The organism is Fontisphaera persica (assembly GCF_024832785.1).
GTDB lineage: Bacteria > Verrucomicrobiota > Verrucomicrobiia > Limisphaerales > Fontisphaeraceae > Fontisphaera > Fontisphaera persica.
On the sequence record NZ_CP116615.1, the window covers coordinates 2,376,592 to 2,391,694 of the forward strand.

11 protein-coding genes and 1 tRNA gene are annotated in these 15,103 nt (G+C 62.6%); 3 read left to right on the forward strand and 9 right to left on the reverse strand.

Going from position 1 to position 15,103, the window contains the following annotated elements:
• Positions 1 to 20: 20 nt before the first annotated feature.
• The 7 genes from NXS98_RS08765 to NXS98_RS08795 are packed head-to-tail and all read right to left on the reverse strand — an operon-like array spanning position 21 to position 8,229.
• Entirely contained in the window at positions 21 to 389 is a 369-nt protein-coding gene (locus NXS98_RS08765; RefSeq protein WP_283844584.1) for a hypothetical protein, read from the reverse strand.
• A gap of 14 nt (positions 390 to 403) precedes the next feature.
• Positions 404 to 1,642, reverse strand: a complete 1,239-nt coding sequence (locus NXS98_RS08770; RefSeq protein ID WP_283844585.1) for a hypothetical protein — start codon at positions 1,640 to 1,642, stop codon at positions 404 to 406.
• Positions 1,643 to 1,663: 21 nt separating this feature from the next.
• Positions 1,664 to 2,278 (reverse strand): c-type cytochrome, encoded by a 615-nt coding sequence (locus tag NXS98_RS08775; protein WP_283844586.1) that lies wholly within the window; start codon positions 2,276 to 2,278, stop codon positions 1,664 to 1,666.
• A gap of 2 nt (positions 2,279 to 2,280) precedes the next feature.
• Complete coding sequence (locus tag NXS98_RS08780; protein ID WP_283844587.1) at positions 2,281 to 2,820, reverse strand: DUF3341 domain-containing protein; 540 nt, start codon at positions 2,818 to 2,820, stop codon at positions 2,281 to 2,283.
• On the reverse strand, positions 2,817 to 4,265 hold the full coding sequence (nrfD, locus tag NXS98_RS08785) for an NrfD/PsrC family molybdoenzyme membrane anchor subunit (RefSeq protein WP_283844588.1): 1,449 nt from the start codon (positions 4,263 to 4,265) through the stop codon (positions 2,817 to 2,819). The genes NXS98_RS08780 and nrfD overlap by 4 nt, the downstream gene beginning before the upstream one ends.
• Positions 4,265 to 7,582, reverse strand: coding sequence for a TAT-variant-translocated molybdopterin oxidoreductase (locus NXS98_RS08790; protein ID WP_283844589.1), 3,318 nt, complete (start codon positions 7,580 to 7,582; stop codon positions 4,265 to 4,267). The genes nrfD and NXS98_RS08790 overlap by 1 nt, the downstream gene beginning before the upstream one ends.
• The gene (locus tag NXS98_RS08795) at positions 7,579 to 8,229 is read right to left on the reverse strand and encodes a cytochrome c3 family protein (RefSeq protein WP_283844590.1); all 651 of its coding nucleotides are present in this window, start codon (positions 8,227 to 8,229) and stop codon (positions 7,579 to 7,581) included. Before NXS98_RS08795 ends, NXS98_RS08790 begins: the two co-directional genes overlap by 4 nt.
• Positions 8,230 to 8,594: 365 nt before the next feature.
• On the opposite strand from NXS98_RS08795, the gene hisD reads away from it, so the two are divergent.
• From hisD to NXS98_RS08810, 3 genes are all read left to right on the forward strand, one after another.
• On the forward strand, positions 8,595 to 9,890 hold the full coding sequence (gene hisD / locus NXS98_RS08800) for a histidinol dehydrogenase (RefSeq protein WP_283844591.1): 1,296 nt from the start codon (positions 8,595 to 8,597) through the stop codon (positions 9,888 to 9,890).
• A gap of 5 nt (positions 9,891 to 9,895) precedes the next feature.
• Entirely contained in the window at positions 9,896 to 11,005 is a 1,110-nt protein-coding gene (hisC, locus tag NXS98_RS08805; protein ID WP_283844592.1) for a histidinol-phosphate transaminase, read from the forward strand.
• 392 nt (positions 11,006 to 11,397) lie between these two features.
• Positions 11,398 to 12,924 (forward strand): B12-binding domain-containing radical SAM protein, encoded by a 1,527-nt coding sequence (locus tag NXS98_RS08810; protein ID WP_283844593.1) that lies wholly within the window; start codon positions 11,398 to 11,400, stop codon positions 12,922 to 12,924.
• 25 nt (positions 12,925 to 12,949) lie between these two features.
• Here the strand turns inward: NXS98_RS08810 and NXS98_RS08815 are convergent.
• Both NXS98_RS08815 and NXS98_RS08820 read right to left on the reverse strand, forming a co-directional pair.
• Positions 12,950 to 13,036 (reverse strand) — tRNA-Leu (locus NXS98_RS08815).
• 88 nt (positions 13,037 to 13,124) lie between these two features.
• Complete coding sequence (locus NXS98_RS08820) at positions 13,125 to 15,044, reverse strand: S9 family peptidase (RefSeq protein ID WP_283844594.1); 1,920 nt, start codon at positions 15,042 to 15,044, stop codon at positions 13,125 to 13,127.
• Positions 15,045 to 15,103 lie beyond the last annotated feature (59 nt).

The following is a 15,103-nucleotide window of genomic DNA, read 5'->3' on the forward strand; positions in this document are numbered from 1 at the left end:
TCATGCCGGGCCGTCGCGCATTACTCGTAGGGGTTCACCGGCGGCGGGGGCTTGGCGGAAGCCTTCTCCAGCCGCTGCAACAGTTGCTTGCGCCCCAGCGCGGGGTCGGACCACTCCCGCGCCACCATTTCCATCGCCCGCGTCACGGGCAGGCGCACCACCCCTTTGGTCTGGTCCACCCACCCATAATTCTCCAGCGCCTCATGATTCGCCGCGTTCAGCTCCGCCAGCGCCTTCGCCCGTTCTTCCGCGCGCCGGGCGTTCAAATCCGGCGGGCGGGTGTAATGAATCATCAGCCCCACCAGCAACAGAATGGTCGCCAAAGCCGTCACCACCGCGGCGGCATTGGCCCAGCGCCGGCGGGAAATTGGGGATACGGTTTCGCTCATCTGGACGCCTCCTTTCATTTGGCTGGTCCGGGTGCCGCCTGCGCCGGCGGCACATACACCCCCATCGTCTCGGCGATGCGCGGGTCCCGCTGCGGATAGGGTGGATGCGCCTGAAAATACCGCAGGAACACCATGCCCAGCACCCCGGCCATGAACGCCAACGCCGCCACATCCAGCCAGTGCACCCGCAAACCGTCCGGATTTAACACCGGCTTGATGTTGAAGGTCATGTCGGCGTAATGCATCAGCCACGCCCACACACACATCGGCACCATCACCTGCAGCGACAGCTTGGCATCAATCCGCAGCAGCGCCAGAAACGGCAGGAAAAAGTGGCCAAACAGGATGATTAATCCCAAATCCCACCACGTCCCCTGTTCGCGCTGCACGTACCAGAAGGTTTCTTCCGGGATGGCCGCGTTCCAAATCAGGAAGTACTGCGAAAACGCGATGTACGCATAAAAAACCGTGAATGCAAAAAACAGCACGCCGGTGTCGTGGAAGGTCTTGGTCTGCACCACCGCCTGCAACGGCCCGGCCTGTTTCAGCTTCAAGGCCAGCAAATACGTCGTGGCCAGCGTCACCCACACGCTGCCCGCAAAGTAATACACGCCGTACATCGTGGAGAACCACTGATGCTGGAGCGACTTCATCCAGAAAATCGCCCCCAGCGTCAGGCTGATCGCAAACAGAAAAATCCCCGCCGCCGACCAACGCCGCATGGCAAAGGTTTCAGCCGCCGCGCCCGTTTCATCCTGCCGCAGGGAATGCCGCCGCAACTGCCACGCCAGCAGCGACCACAACAGAAACAAGCCCGCCGACACCGCCAGCCAGACCGGCTTGTTGAACAACACGTGCTTGACGTGCAGCGCATGGTCCGCGTGCGGGTCCAGCGCCATCCAGCGGTAGATGTAATGCTCGGGACTCGCCAAGAGCGCATTCAGCGCAATCGGCACAAATAACAGACCCAGCACCGGAAACAGCCAGGCCAGGTGCTCCCACACCCGCCGCAACGGCACCATCCATTGCGAATCAAACAGGTGATGCATGATCACCAGAAACAACGCCCCCAGGCTCAGGCTCAGAAAAAACATGAAGGCCGTCAGGTACGAATACCCAAACTGCTTCGGCCACCACACCGCGCCCGCCAGACACAACAGCCCGCCCGCGACCGCCAGCACCGCCGGCACCCGGCCCCATCGGCCCAGGTCCAGCTTCGCGGCGGGCGTTGGCAAATGTGAACTCGTGCTCATGTTTCGAGAAACAGGTTTCGCTTACTTCAATTTGGCCCGCCATTCCGGCGGCACGTCATCCACCGTGCCCAGCCGGCTTAGTTGCAGGGCGCGCAGATACGCCACGATGGCCCACCGGTCGTCTATGCCTATCTGCGCCGCGTAACCGCTCATCAGGTTTTTGCCGTAACTGATGGTGTAAAACAGCTCGCCATCGGGCAGCTCCACAATTCGCTTGTCATGCAAATTGGCCACCACGCCCATGGCCCCGATTTTTTTGGTAATCCCGTTGCCGTCCGCCTGCGCCCCATGACACGGGGCGCAGTGAATGAGGAAGCGCTCCTGCCCCCGCGCCAGCATCGTGTGGGTCACCGCCGCCGGCAGCGCCTCCACAAAATTGGTCGTGCCTGGCACCCGGCCGGTGTTCCAGGGCGTCTCCGCATACGGCTCGCCGCGCGCAATGGTGCCCGCCGGCCGCGGTCGGCTGCCCCGCTGGTCCGCAAAAAATTCACTCTGGAACTGCGGCCGCTGCTTGGGCTGCCGCACCATGTCTGCAAATATTTCAATGGGCGGCCGTCGCGAGGTGCTGCCGCGGAATCCCGCAATGGCCACCACCGCCGCCACCACCGCCACAAAGGTTAGCAGGATGTATCGCATGGTTATTCCTCCACCACCTCGATGTGACGGCTCCCCAGGCGCTCCAGCATCTGGCGCGTTTCCGTCTCCGAATACTTCGGGTCATCCGTTTCGATGACCACGTAAAACTTGTCGTGCGTGGCCTGCTTGAAGCGCCGGTTCTTCAACAACGGATGATGCAACCGCGGCAGGCGGTTCAAAAACAACATCCCGAACAGCGAGCCAAACGCCCCCAGCAAAATCGTCAGCTCATAACTGGGCGGAAACGAGGACAACGGACTGTAGTAGGGCTTGCCGCCCACCAGGATGGGATAATCCACCGCATTCATCCACCAGATCATCAACTGTCCCAGCGCAAACCCCGTGGCCCCGCCAAGGAACGTGAACCAGCCCACCGGCGAGTTCTTCAACCCCATGGCCCGGTCCATCCCGTGCACCGGAAACGGCGTGAACACGTCCCAGCGCCGGAAACCGGCGTCGCGAATCGCCTCCGCGGCGCGCAGCACCGCCGCCGGCGTCTCAAACTCGGCCAGAATGCCGTACACCTGTCGCGGCTCGCTCATGCGTGATGCCCTCCTTCCCGGGCCCCGCCCAGCGGATGATGCGGGTCTGCCTGCGGCGTAATGCCCTTGACCTCACTGATGGCAATCATCGGCAGGAATCGCATAAACAACAGGAACAAGGTCAGGAACAGCCCGAACGTCCCCACAAACGTCAGGATGTCCACCCACGTCGGAATGAAATAGCCCCAGTTGGACGGCATGAACTCCCGCGCCAACGTGGTGGCAATAATCACAAACCGCTCAAACCACATGCCAATGTTCACCACAATCGAAATGATGAACACTGCCCACATGTTTTGCCGGATGCGCTTGAACCAGAACAACTGCGGCGAAATCACGTTGCAGGTGATCATGATCCAGTACGCCCACCAGTACGGCCCGAACGCCCGGAACTTGAACGCGTCCAGCTCATACGGGTTGCCCCCGTACCACGCGATGAAAAACTCCATCCCGTAGGCGTAGCCCACGATGGAGCCGGTCGCCAGCACCACCTTGCACATCAAATCCACGTGCCGCTTGGTGATGATGTCCTCCAGGTGACACACCGAACGCAGCGGCACCAGCAGCGTCAACACCATCCCAAAGCCGCTGAAAATGGCGCCCGCCACAAAGTACGGCGGGAAGATGGTCGTGTGCCATCCCGGCAACTGCGACACCGCGAAGTCAAACGACACAATCGAGTGCACCGACAACACCAGCGGCGTGGACAGCCCCGCCAAGAGCAGGTAAGCCTTCTCGTAATGGCTCCAGTGCCGGTTGGAGCCGCGCCAGCCCAGCGCAAACAAGCCATACAAAATCTGCCGCAATTTCGTCTTTGCCCGGTCCCGCATCACCGCCAGGTCCGGAATCAACCCCATGTACCAGAACAGCACCGAAACCGTAAAATACGTGGACACCGCAAACACGTCCCATTCCAGCGGCGAGCGGAATTGCGGCCAGATGTTGTTGGAGGTGGGAATCGGCAGGAGCCACCACGCCAGCCACGGCCTCCCGGTGTGCACCAGCGGGAATATGCCGGCGCACATCACGGCGAAAATGGTCATCGCCTCCGCGGCGCGGTTGATGCTGGTGCGCCAGCGTTGCCGCAGCAAAAACAAAATGGCCGAAATCAGCGTGCCCGCATGGCCAATGCCAATCCAGAACACGAAATTGGTGATGTCCCACGCCCAGGCCACCGGATGATTCAATCCCCACACGCCAATGCCGGTGCTGATCAGGTACGCCAGCATCACAAAACACAGCACCATCACGGACGCGCTGATGCCAAACGCCACCCACCACCACCGCGGCGTTTTGCCCTCCGCCACCCCCGCAATATGATCGGTGATCCAGCCCAGCGAGCGGTTGTTCAGCACCAAGGGCTCCCGCTGCAGTTCAGGCGGCGGCGCCTCCACCCGCACCGTGGCCGCCGGATTCAGAGCCGTCGTTGAACTCACCTGGGCCATTAGTGACCTCCTTTCCCGGCGGCCGCGCCGTGCTTCTCCAACGGCGAGCCGTGCCGTTGGATGTACTCCTGGAGCGCCGCCGGATGCGGCTGTTCGGGATTGAAATCAGGCATACGTTCGTTGGGATTGCGCACCCGCGCCAGATACGTGGTACGCGGGCGGGTATCCAGGTAACCTAACATGCTATAATTGTGGTCCAGTTTGCGTAATTGCGACACCGCGCTCTCCGGATCCGACACATCACCAAAGACAATCGCCTCCGCCGGACACGCCTGCTGGCAGGCGGTCTTGGGAATCGTGCCCTCACTCTCGCGCAACCGCACCTCCCCCGAGGCGCGCGCCTTGACCTTCTGCGCGATTTTGGCCTGCTCAATGCGCTGAATGCAATAGGTGCACTTCTCCATCACGCCGCGCATCCGCACCGTGACCTCCGGATTGCGCGCCAGCTTCAACAAATCCCATTCGTCCGCCGGCACCGTCCCGCGGTCCGGGTCCTTGAACCACCGCGCCAGCTCCCACTGTCCCTCGCGATTCCGGCTGAACGGGCTGCGATACAAATCATCCTTGGGCCGGCGGTTGTAATCGAAAAAGTTGAAACGCCGGACCTTGTAGGGGCAGTTGTTGCTGCAATACCGTGTGCCCACACACCGGTTGTAGGTCATCAGGTTCAGCCCCTCGTCATTGTGCACCGTGGCGTTCACCGGGCACACATTCTCGCAAGGCGCATTCTCACAATGCAGGCACATCACCGGCTGGTAGGCCACCTGCGGATTGTCCACGCTCCCCGCATAATAACGATCCAGCCGCAGCCAGCTCATTTCGCGCCCCTTGGTCACCTGCTCCTTGCCCACAATCGGGATGTTGTTCTCGCTCTGGCAGGCCACCATGCAGGCCGTGCACCCCACGCACGCCGTCAAATCCACCACCATCCCCCATTGATGCATCCCCGTCAGCGGCGGCCGCGGATAAATCGGCCGCGGCTGCCCGCTGGCGTCCCGCGGAATATGCGCCGTGTGTGAGGGCGCATCTAAATCCATGTGCTTCGCAAACTGCGGATGCTGGTCAAACTGCGCCTTGTTGATTTCGCGCACCAGCGGCCGTCCCTCCATGGCCCCGTGTTCCTGCGTGCTGGCCAGTTGCCGGGTCACTCCGGGCAACACCCGCACCTGCGCCCCACCCGCAAAATGAGCCTCGCTGCCTTTAACCTGATAAGCGTTGAAACCCGCCGGCGTCCCATCTGCCAGCCGCCCAATCCGCCCGGTCTTCTCTCGCCCATAACCCAGCGGCAGCCCCAGCACAAAATCCGCCATCCCCGGCTGTATCCAGACCGGCCCGCTAACTTTGGCCCCGTTGAGGGTGACCTCCACCACCTGATTGTAAAACAAGCCCTTTTCTGCCTTCGGCCCGCGCGCCTTTTCATCAAATTCATCCACCCCCAACGCCCGGGCTGTGGCCGGACTCATGAGAATTGCATTGTCCCACGTCAACTTGGTGATGGGGTCCGGCGTTTCCTGCAGCCAGCCGTTGTTGTTGAAGCGCCCGTCATCCAGGCTGTAACTGCGCTGAAACACCAGCTCCAGACTCTGCGCCGACGGCCCGGCGGCCGACCGCGCCGAGGCCACCGCCTGTTGCACAGCGTTGACCCGCAACTGGCCGCTCACCGGCGCCGCGGCCGTGCCCGCCTGGAAGCCATCGTGCAAAAACTTCTTCCACGCCTCCTCCTGGCGGCCATGCAACGCAAAATAGGTCTCACGGACAATGTCGTATGGCCGCGTCGTCTCCAGCCCCGCCAGCCGCGCCAGCACCTCCAGCTCGGTTATTCCGCCGAAAAGCGGCTCAATCAACGGTTGCACCGGCACCAGCGTGCCGTCCGCCGTCCGCGCATCCCCCCAGCTCTCCAGGTAGTGCAACTGCGGCAGATGCCAGTCGCAGTTCACGCTGGTTTCATCCTCGTAATACCCCAGCCGAATCACCCGCCGCGCCTGCCGCTGCGCCGCCGCCCAGTTCAATGCCGCAGGCGCCGTATAGGCGGGGTTGCCCCCCAGCACCACCAGCGTGTCCACCTGCCCCGCTTTCAAGGCCGCCGCCAAATCGGCCAGCGGCCCTTCAATTGGCGCTTCAGCCGGCAGCAGCACCACCGTTTGGTTCAAGTTGTTGAGCGCGGCATTGACCAGATGCGCCAGCAGATGCACCACCACGGGCTGCCGATAACCCGCCATGACCAGCCCATTTTTGCCCTGGCTCACCAGGTCCCGGGCGCATTCTTCCACCCATTTGGCGTGCGCGGCCACCGGCTGCGCCAGAGGTTTGAGCACGTCCACCAGCTCGCTGAAACGCCCCGTTTGCTGCAACACCGCCAGAGCCAGCGCCGCCGCAAAGGCCTGCACCTGTGACGCCGGCAGCCGCAAACGATGGTCTGCATTCGCCCCCGTGAGCGATAACAACGGCTCCACCACGTACAGCCGGTTCATCACATCCCCCGGCTTGCGCACGCGCCGCCCGCGGGCAAACCGCCGCACATGCAGGTAAGCATCCTCCTCTGCGCCCAGAAAATCCGCATCCAGCGACACTATCACCCGTGCCGCATCAAACTTGAAGTAGGGCCGCACCGGCTGCCCAAAGGCCAGCGTGGCGGCCTGCCGGTGAATGTCAAAATCCACCGCCTCATGCACAAACCAGCGCGCCCTGGGCAGACGCTGCCGCAGGGCCTCCTGCAACCGCCGCCGCGAAGGCGAGCTGCTCCGCTCCATCAAAAAGCACCAGCCCTCCCCCTGCTTCTGCGCCGCCTCCCGGCTGGCTGCCGCCAGCATGTCCAGCGCCTGCTCCCGCGAGCGCACCTGGCCCCGCTCCAAAAAGCGCATGGCCCGGTCCGGGTCATACAAATTCAGCAGCGACGCTTGCGCAAATGGATCCGTGGCCCCGTTGCTGTCCGGATGCAGCGCGTTGCCCTCAATCTTGGTGGGCCGCCCGTCATGGCTCTTGACCACCAGCGGAATCGCGCTGCCCCGCGTGGGATACGCCGTCGCATAATACACCGGCACGCCGTGCACATAGTTCTCCGGCTGTTTGCCAAACGGCATGATTTTTTCCTCCGGCCGCCGGCAGCCCGTCATGCCCAGCCCCGCCAGCAAAAACGAGGCGGACATGATTTTCACAAAATGTCGGCGCGTCAGCGGGTCCGTCAGCTCGCTGGCGCCCGCCGGAAACTCACGCTCAACCCACTCGCGAAATTCAGGGCGCTCGGCCAGCTCGTCCAGGCTGCGCCAGTACTTCGGGCCGGTCTCGGGTTCAGGACAAGGAGGGGGAATCGTCTTCATCGGTGGCAGGCGGAGCAATGTTGGGAAGGATTGACTTGCCAGTCACGCACCGCTTTCTGCGCCCAATCCTTGGGCAGGTGCTGATGCGGATCCCAGGCCAGATCCGTCACCTTGTCCAGCGGCCGCAAATTCGGCTCCGGCTGCCGGTGACAGTCCAGGCAAAACGCCATGCTCAATGGCTGGGCATGCCGCACCTCTTCCATTTGATGAATGTTGCCGTGACAGCTCAAACAGCTAATCCCGCGATTCACATGCACCGCGTGGTTGAAATAGACATAATCCGGCAGTTTGTGCACCTGCACCCATGGAATCGGCCGCCCCGTCTGCGCGCTCTCCCGCACCAACGCCAGCCGCGGGTCATCCTTCAACACCTGGTTGTGGCAGTTCATGCAGGTGGCCGCCGCGGGAATGTTGGAATACCACGATTTCTCCACCCCGCTGTGACAATAACGGCAATCCATCCCCAACTGCCCTACATGCGTGGCGTGCGAAAAAGCCACTGGCTGGATGGGCGTGTACCCCACGCGGGTGTACTTGGGCGTGAAATAATACCACAAAGCCGCCACCGCCCCACCCCCAAACAATAAAAGAGACATGAGGGCGTAAATCGGCAGCCGGTTGGTCCACTTGGGAAATACATCCGACATGGTTGCCAGTTCGCCTTTCTTACACTTTTGCCATCATTAGCAAATTCAATGTTTTCAATGAATACGCCTTGAATTAGCCCAGAATTAGCTGACCGCAAGCGACTTGCCCATAATTTGTTAACTTTTTATTTTTACTAATTCTTTGCATTAACAAACTTAACGCCAGCCCGTCTGCCCCAATCCAAAACTCCCACCCCCGCCGCGTGCCTCAGGGATTGCACCCCATCCTGCCACACTCCCCACCCCAACTCAAGCCACTCTCGCTTGACCCACCACCGCCCATGACCGCCCCGCCCACGCCCGCCCGCCTGACGCCAACCTCCCCTTGTGTTTTGCCCCGCTTTCCCTTAGCGTTCACCCCGCTTATGAACGTGTTACGTCACACGGACGCTGATTACGCCGAACGCAAAAACCAGCTCCTGGCCGCTGCGCCCCTGTTTGAAGCGCAAATCGAAGAGCGCACGCGGGCCATCATTCAAGCCGTGGCCGAACGCCGCGACGCCGCCATCGCCGAATTCACCGAACGCTTCGATGGCGTCAAACTGGCGCCTGCCCAATGGGCCGTCACCCAGGCCGAGCGGATGAACGCCGCCCTGACCGCCGACGAGGCCCTGCGCCAAGCGGTGGCCGCCACCGACCGCAACGTGGCCGCTTTTGCCCGGCGCTCCCGCCGCAAAAACTGGTCCGCCCGCAACGCGGAAGGCGGACAGGTGGGCGAAAAATTTGACCCTTATCAGCGTGTGGGCATTTACATCCCCGGCGGCACGGCGCCGCTGGTTTCCACCGCCTTGATGACCATCACCCTGGCCCGCGTGGCCGGTTGCCCGCAAATTGTCGTTTGCACCCCTCCCGGCAAGGACGGCAGCGTCAACCCTGCCCTGCTCTATGCCGCCATGACCGCCGGCGCCACGGAGATTTACAAAGTGGGCGGCGCCCAGGCCATCGCCGCGCTGGCGCTGGGCACCGAAACCATCGCGCGCGTGCAAAAAATCTTCGGCCCCGGCAACGCCTACGTCGTGGCCGCCAAACGCCTGCTCGTGGGGCACGTGGCCATTGACCTCCTCCCCGGTCCCAGTGAAGTGCTCGTCCTGGCCGATGACTCCGCCAATCCGCGCTTTGTGGCCGCGGATTTGCTGGCCCAGGCAGAACATGGCTCCGGACATGAACGCGTCTGGCTTCTCACCCCTTCGGCCAAGCTGCTCAAGGCGGTGGAGAAAGAAATGCAGCACCAACTGCCCAAGCTCGCGCGGCGCGCCATGATTGAAACGGCGCTGCGCCACAATGGCTGGCTCATCCAACTGCGCGATTTAGCGGAAGGCATCGAACTCGTCAACGCCCTCGCCCCCGAACATCTCGAGTTGCACATCCGCCAGCCGGCGCGGGTGGTGGAAAAAATTTACACCGCCGGCGCCATTTTCATCGGGCCGTGGTCCCCGACTGTGCTGGGCGATTACGTGGCCGGCCCCAGCCACACCCTGCCCACCGGCGGCGCGGGCGCCTCGTTCCCCGGTCTCACCGTGGACATGTTCCAGCGCCGAACCAGCGTGGTCACTTATGACCGCGCCGCGTTGAAGCGCTCCCTGCCCGTCATCCAAACCTTCGCCCAGCTCGAGGGCCTCGACGCCCACGGCCAGTCCGCTGCCATCCGTTTTCAAAAATAATGCCCATGAAATCGTCTGCCTCCCTCATTCGCCCCCTGGTGCGGCGGCTTCATGCCTACGTGCCGGGCGAGCAGCCTCAAATCCCGGGCTTGATCAAGCTCAACACCAACGAAAATCCCTATCCCCCCTCGCCCCGCGTGCGCCAGGCCATCCGCCGCGCCGTGGACGGACGCCTCCGCCTCTATCCCAATCCCACCGCCCAACCCCTGCGCGAAGCCCTGGCCCGCCTGCACGGGTGCGCGCCGGAAAACATCGTCATCGGCAACGGCTCCGATGAGCTGCTGGCGCTGGCCACGCGCGCCTATGTGGAACCCGCTGCCGCCGTGCCCCAAGGCTCGGGCCGCGCCGTGGTGCAATTTTTCAATCCCAGTTATTCGCTTTACCCCGTGCTGGCCGAAATCCACGGCGCTGTGAACCATCCCGTCCCCCTGCGGCCCGACTTTGGCCTGCCCGCCCTGGCCGACCTTAAACGCGGGAAACTCTGGCGTTTTGACGCCGCCCTCACCTACATCACCACCCCCAACGCCCCCACCGGCCGCGGCTATGCCCTCGCAGAGTTGGAGGCGCTCTGCCAGGCCCAGCGTGGCGTGGTTGTTTTGGATGAAGCCTACGTGGACTTTGCGCCGGAAAACGCCCTTGCCCTCGCCCTCCGTTACCCCAACGTCATCGTTTCGCGCACCTTCTCCAAAGCCTATTCCCTTTGCTTTCAGCGCGTGGGATATTTCGTTGGCCCTCCCGCCTTGATGGCCGCGCTGGATAAAATCCGCGACAGCTACAACGTCAACGGCCTCGGCCAAATCGCCGCCCTCGCCACCTTGGAAGACCTCGATTATTACCGCCGCAATTTCCAGAAAATCATCGCCACCCGCCAATGGCTTTCCGAGGCCCTGCGGCGGCTGGGCTTTGACGTCCTCCCCAGCCACACCAATTTCATCTTTGCGCGACCGCCCCGTTTTCCAGCCCGGGCATGGCTGGAAAAATTGCGCGCCAGCAAAATCCTTGTGCGCTGGTGGAATTACCCCGAGGTGCGTGATTACCTGCGTATTACCATCGGCACCCGCGCCGAGGCCCAGGCCCTCCTGCACGCCGCCCAACGCATTCTGACGGAAGCTTGAGCGAAGAATGCCGCGCCCCCGCCTGGGAACTGAAAAACCAATGGGTCAACGCCGGCAGCAACGCCGCTGGCAAGGCAAAACCAAGTGCGCTCGCCCCGCCACAGCCAGGGCAGCAGCACCAGGAACCACACGAATAACAAACCGATTGGCAGCGGGCCGGTGGAAGCGGCCTGTCGGCAGGCCCAGTGCCGGTTCAAGCGGCCGCGACAATTCTGAAAAACCGGCGGAGACGAGGCGCTGCTCTGTCTGGAAACCTTCTGGCGCCACCACCGCTGGCCGCTCCTCTTCCCCCCCACGGCCTTCAACCCCGCAAAAAATGGAGAGGCGCCCCCGTCAAGCGCCCCCCACACAAAACTTTACCTCCCCTGCTCCCGCGCCTATCTTGAAACGGCATGGCTGACATCGTCCTGGCCACCCTCAACGCCAAGTACATCCACGCGGCGTTTGGCCTGCGCTATTTGCTCGCCAACCTCGGCGAGTTGCGCCCGCGCGCCGAATTATTCGAGGCCGATATCAACCAGCGCCCGCTTGATGTTGCCGAGGCCATCCTTGCCCGCGCCCCCCGCATCCTGGGCCTCGGTGTGTACATCTGGAATGCCTCCGAATCCACCGAGCTGGTGGCCATCCTCAAACGCCTCCGTCCTGGCCTGAAAATCATCCTCGGCGGGCCGGAAGTCAGTTACGAAACTGCCGCGCAACCCATCGTCCAACTGGCCGACCACGTCATCACCGGCGAGGCCGACCTTGTTTTTCCGGAAGTTTGCGCGCAGCTTCTGCGGGGCGAGACGCCGCCTAAAATCATCCCCGCCCCGCTCCCTGACCTCTCATGCGTGGCGCTGCCCTACGACGGCTACACCGACCAGGACATCGCCCATCGCATCGTGTATGTCGAAGCCTCCCGCGGCTGCCCTTTCTCCTGCGAGTTTTGCCTCTCCTCGCTCGACGTGCCGGTGCGCGCCTTCCACCTGCCCGCTTTCCTGGCAGCCATGCAAAAGCTGCTCGACCGCGGCCTGCAACATTTCAAATTTGTGGACCGCACCTTCAACCTCGATTTGCGCCTCAGCCGCGCCATTCTCGAGTTTTTTCTGGAGCGCATGCGCCCGGGTTTGTTTTTGCATTTTGAGATGATTCCTGACCGCCTGCCGACCGAGCTGCGCGAATTGATCGTTCGTTTCCCCCCCGGTTCACTCCAGTTTGAAGTCGGCGTGCAAACCTTTGATGAGGCCACCGCCGCGCGCATCCAACGCCGCCAGAATCTGGCCCGGCTGGAGGACAATTTTCGTTTCCTGCGCCAGCAGACCGGCGTGCACATCCATGCCGATTTAATTGCCGGTCTGCCCGGCGAAGACCTGGCCAGCTTTGCCGCCGGCTTTGACCGCCTGCTGGCGCTGGACCCGCACGAAATCCAGGTGGGCATCCTCAAACGCCTGCGCGGCACCCCCATCATCCGCCATGACCAGGCATGGGGCATGGTGTACAACCCTCTGCCCCCTTACGAAATCCTCGAAAACCGCCTGATTCCCTTCCCGGAAATGCAGCGCCTCCGCCGCTTCGCGCGCTACTGGGACCTGGTGGGCAACAGCGGCAATTTCACGGAAACCCGCGCCCTGATTTGGCGCGGGCAACCCTCGGCCTTCGCCGCCTTCATGGCGTTCAGCGACTGGCTCTTTGAACGCGTGGGCCGCACCGACAGCATCGCCCTGCCGCGCCTCATGGAGCTGGTGTTTGAATTCCTGCAAACCGCCCGCGGCCTGGACCCCCGCCAAATCGCCCCCTTGTTGCTGAGGGATTATCAACGCGGCGGCCGCCGTGACTGCCCCTCCTTTCTCCAACCCCATCTGCCGCCGGAATCCCTGCCCGCTCCCGTCCGCCGCCAGGGACGCCTGCTGCGCCGCCAGGCGCGCCATCAAAACGGGTAAGAAAAAAATGCGGGGAAAAAGAAATTGGTGCCGACGGAGGGAATCGAACCCCCATGCCCTTACGGGCACCAGATTTTGAGTCTAGCGCGTCTGCCTATTCCGCCACGTCGGCACCCGGGGCTTATATAAGCCACCCTGCATCCCCGCGCAAGCGCAACTTTCACCCGCCTTCGTCCGGCCCAGCGGCGCCGGCTTCCGTTTCACTTCAACAAAAACTCCCGCAGAAACAAAATGGTCACGTAAAATTGATAATCTGCGTTTTTCTTCTTGGCAAAGCCATGGCCCTCGTCCTTCGCCAGCAAATACCACACTGTGCCGCCCGCCTGTCGAATCGCTGCCACCATCTGCTCCGATTCGCTGGCCGGGATCCGCGGGTCATTCAAGCCCTGCACCACGAGCAACGGCTTGCGGATTTTCGCCGCGTGATTCGCCGGCGAAATCTTCTCCAGAAAAGCCGCCATGGCCGGGTCCCGTTCATCTCCGTATTCCACCCGCCGCAAATCCCGCCGGTAATCCTGCGTGTTTTTAAGAAAAGTGAGGAAATTCGAGATGCCCACAATGTCCACCCCGCAACGCAGCCGGTCACTGTAATGCACCATCGAGGCCAGCACCATGTATCCGCCATAACTGCCCCCCATCACCGCCAGCCGCTCACTGTCCACCCCCGCATCCTGCCGCAGCCAATCCAGCAACGCCCCAATGTCCCGCACGCTGTCTTCGCGCTTGTAACCATTGTCCAACGTCAGAAAAGTCTTCCCATAGCCGGAAGAGCCGCGCACGTTGGGATAAACCAGCGCCACCCCCAGCTCGTTCAAATAATAGTTGTTGCGCCCCTGAAACACCGGCCGGCTCTGCGCCTCCGGTCCCCCGTGAATCATGATGAGCGCCGGCCGTTTCCCCGGAAATTTTTGCGGGTCCGGCCGGTACACAAACGCGCTGAGGGTCAGCCCGTCAAAACTCTTGAACCGCACCAGCTCGGGCTCCCGAAACTGGCTGGCATCCAGGCCTCCGGTCTCGCTCTCCGTCCACCGGGTGAGCTGACCCGTCCGCACGTCCAGCGACCACGCGTCGGCGGGCGAGCGCGCCGAGGACAGCGTGAAAGCCAGCTCCCGGCCATTTTCGTGCCACTGCAACCCGCTCACCACCCCCAGCGGCAGCCGGGGCGCGCGCCGCTCCCGGCCGCTCCGCGCCTCCATGAGATGCAACACACTCGCCCCGTCTTCATTGCTCACATAGGCCAGGGTCCGTCCATCGGGCGACACATCGAAACCCGTCACGTCCCAGGACAACTGCGGGGTTAACACCTGCACCGCCCGGCTTCGCAAATCCATCCGCACCAGCCGCATAAATTCGCTGCCTCGATCGGTGGTGGTGTAGATCGCCCCATCTCCCACGGCAAATTCCCCCCCATTCCAGGCAATCTTCTCGCCCGATTTGGGCGTTAATAACTCACACCGTCCGCTGCCCACGTCCAACAGATGCAGATAGGATTCGTTGATGGAAATATACTCCTCCAACAACAGCCGCTGCTCATCGTGTGACCAATCGGCAATCTGCCAGCCCCCGCCTTGCACCGCCAAAACCATGCGCGCGCTTTCCGGACGCGCCGGGTCCATCACCCAAATGTCATTGTCCCGTCCGTTGCGCTGCGTCGAGGTGAAGGCCAACTGCCGCCCGCTGCGCGCCCATACCGCGCCGGTATTCCGTGATTTGCCGTCCGTCAACAAGAGGCGCTGCCCGCTGGACGGTTCCAACCGGTACAACTGGTAAAACTCGCCCCCGCCAGTGTCCTGCGCAAAAATCAGATACTCCCCCCGCCGCGGCTGCACCGACCCCCCCGCCACCGGCTCGGGTAGAAAGGTCAACTGCCGCCGCGCCCCGCCAGGATGATTCACCCAGTGCAATTGGGCCGCATCGGCAAAGCGGGTGGTGATGAGCATTTCTCGCCGCACCGGATGCCACGCTTGAAAACTCGCCGTGCGAAACTCCAGGTAACGCCCCACATCAGCGCGCAATGCCGCCGGGACCGGCGGCACCCCTTCCGCCACCATGTTTTCCGGCATCTGGGCGGCCGCCGCCAGCGCACTGAATCCAAAAACCAGCCAACGCCATGCTTTCATGCCGCTTAATTTAGCCCGGGTAAAACTTCCGCCAAGCCAACGTTTTGCCGGCCCCTTCC

Excerpts from the sequence above, each read along its gene's own strand:
- NXS98_RS08765 (WP_283844584.1), bottom strand. The coding sequence starts at position 389 with ATGAGCGAAACCGTATCCCCAATTTCCCGCCGGCGCTGGGCCAATGCC.
- hisC (WP_283844592.1), top strand. The coding sequence starts at position 9,896 with ATGAAATCGTCTGCCTCCCTCATTCGCCCCCTGGTGCGGCGGCTTCAT.
- hisD (WP_283844591.1), top strand. The coding sequence starts at position 8,595 with ATGAACGTGTTACGTCACACGGACGCTGATTACGCCGAACGCAAAAAC.
- NXS98_RS08790 (WP_283844589.1), bottom strand. The coding sequence starts at position 7,582 with ATGAAGACGATTCCCCCTCCTTGTCCTGAACCCGAGACCGGCCCGAAG.
- NXS98_RS08775 (WP_283844586.1), bottom strand. The coding sequence starts at position 2,278 with ATGCGATACATCCTGCTAACCTTTGTGGCGGTGGTGGCGGCGGTGGTG.
- nrfD (WP_283844588.1), bottom strand. The coding sequence starts at position 4,265 with ATGGCCCAGGTGAGTTCAACGACGGCTCTGAATCCGGCGGCCACGGTG.
- NXS98_RS08810 (WP_283844593.1), top strand. The coding sequence starts at position 11,398 with ATGGCTGACATCGTCCTGGCCACCCTCAACGCCAAGTACATCCACGCG.
- NXS98_RS08770 (WP_283844585.1), bottom strand. The coding sequence starts at position 1,642 with ATGAGCACGAGTTCACATTTGCCAACGCCCGCCGCGAAGCTGGACCTG.
- NXS98_RS08820 (WP_283844594.1), bottom strand. The coding sequence starts at position 15,044 with ATGAAAGCATGGCGTTGGCTGGTTTTTGGATTCAGTGCGCTGGCGGCG.
- NXS98_RS08780 (WP_283844587.1), bottom strand. The coding sequence starts at position 2,820 with ATGAGCGAGCCGCGACAGGTGTACGGCATTCTGGCCGAGTTTGAGACG.
- NXS98_RS08795 (WP_283844590.1), bottom strand. The coding sequence starts at position 8,229 with ATGTCGGATGTATTTCCCAAGTGGACCAACCGGCTGCCGATTTACGCC.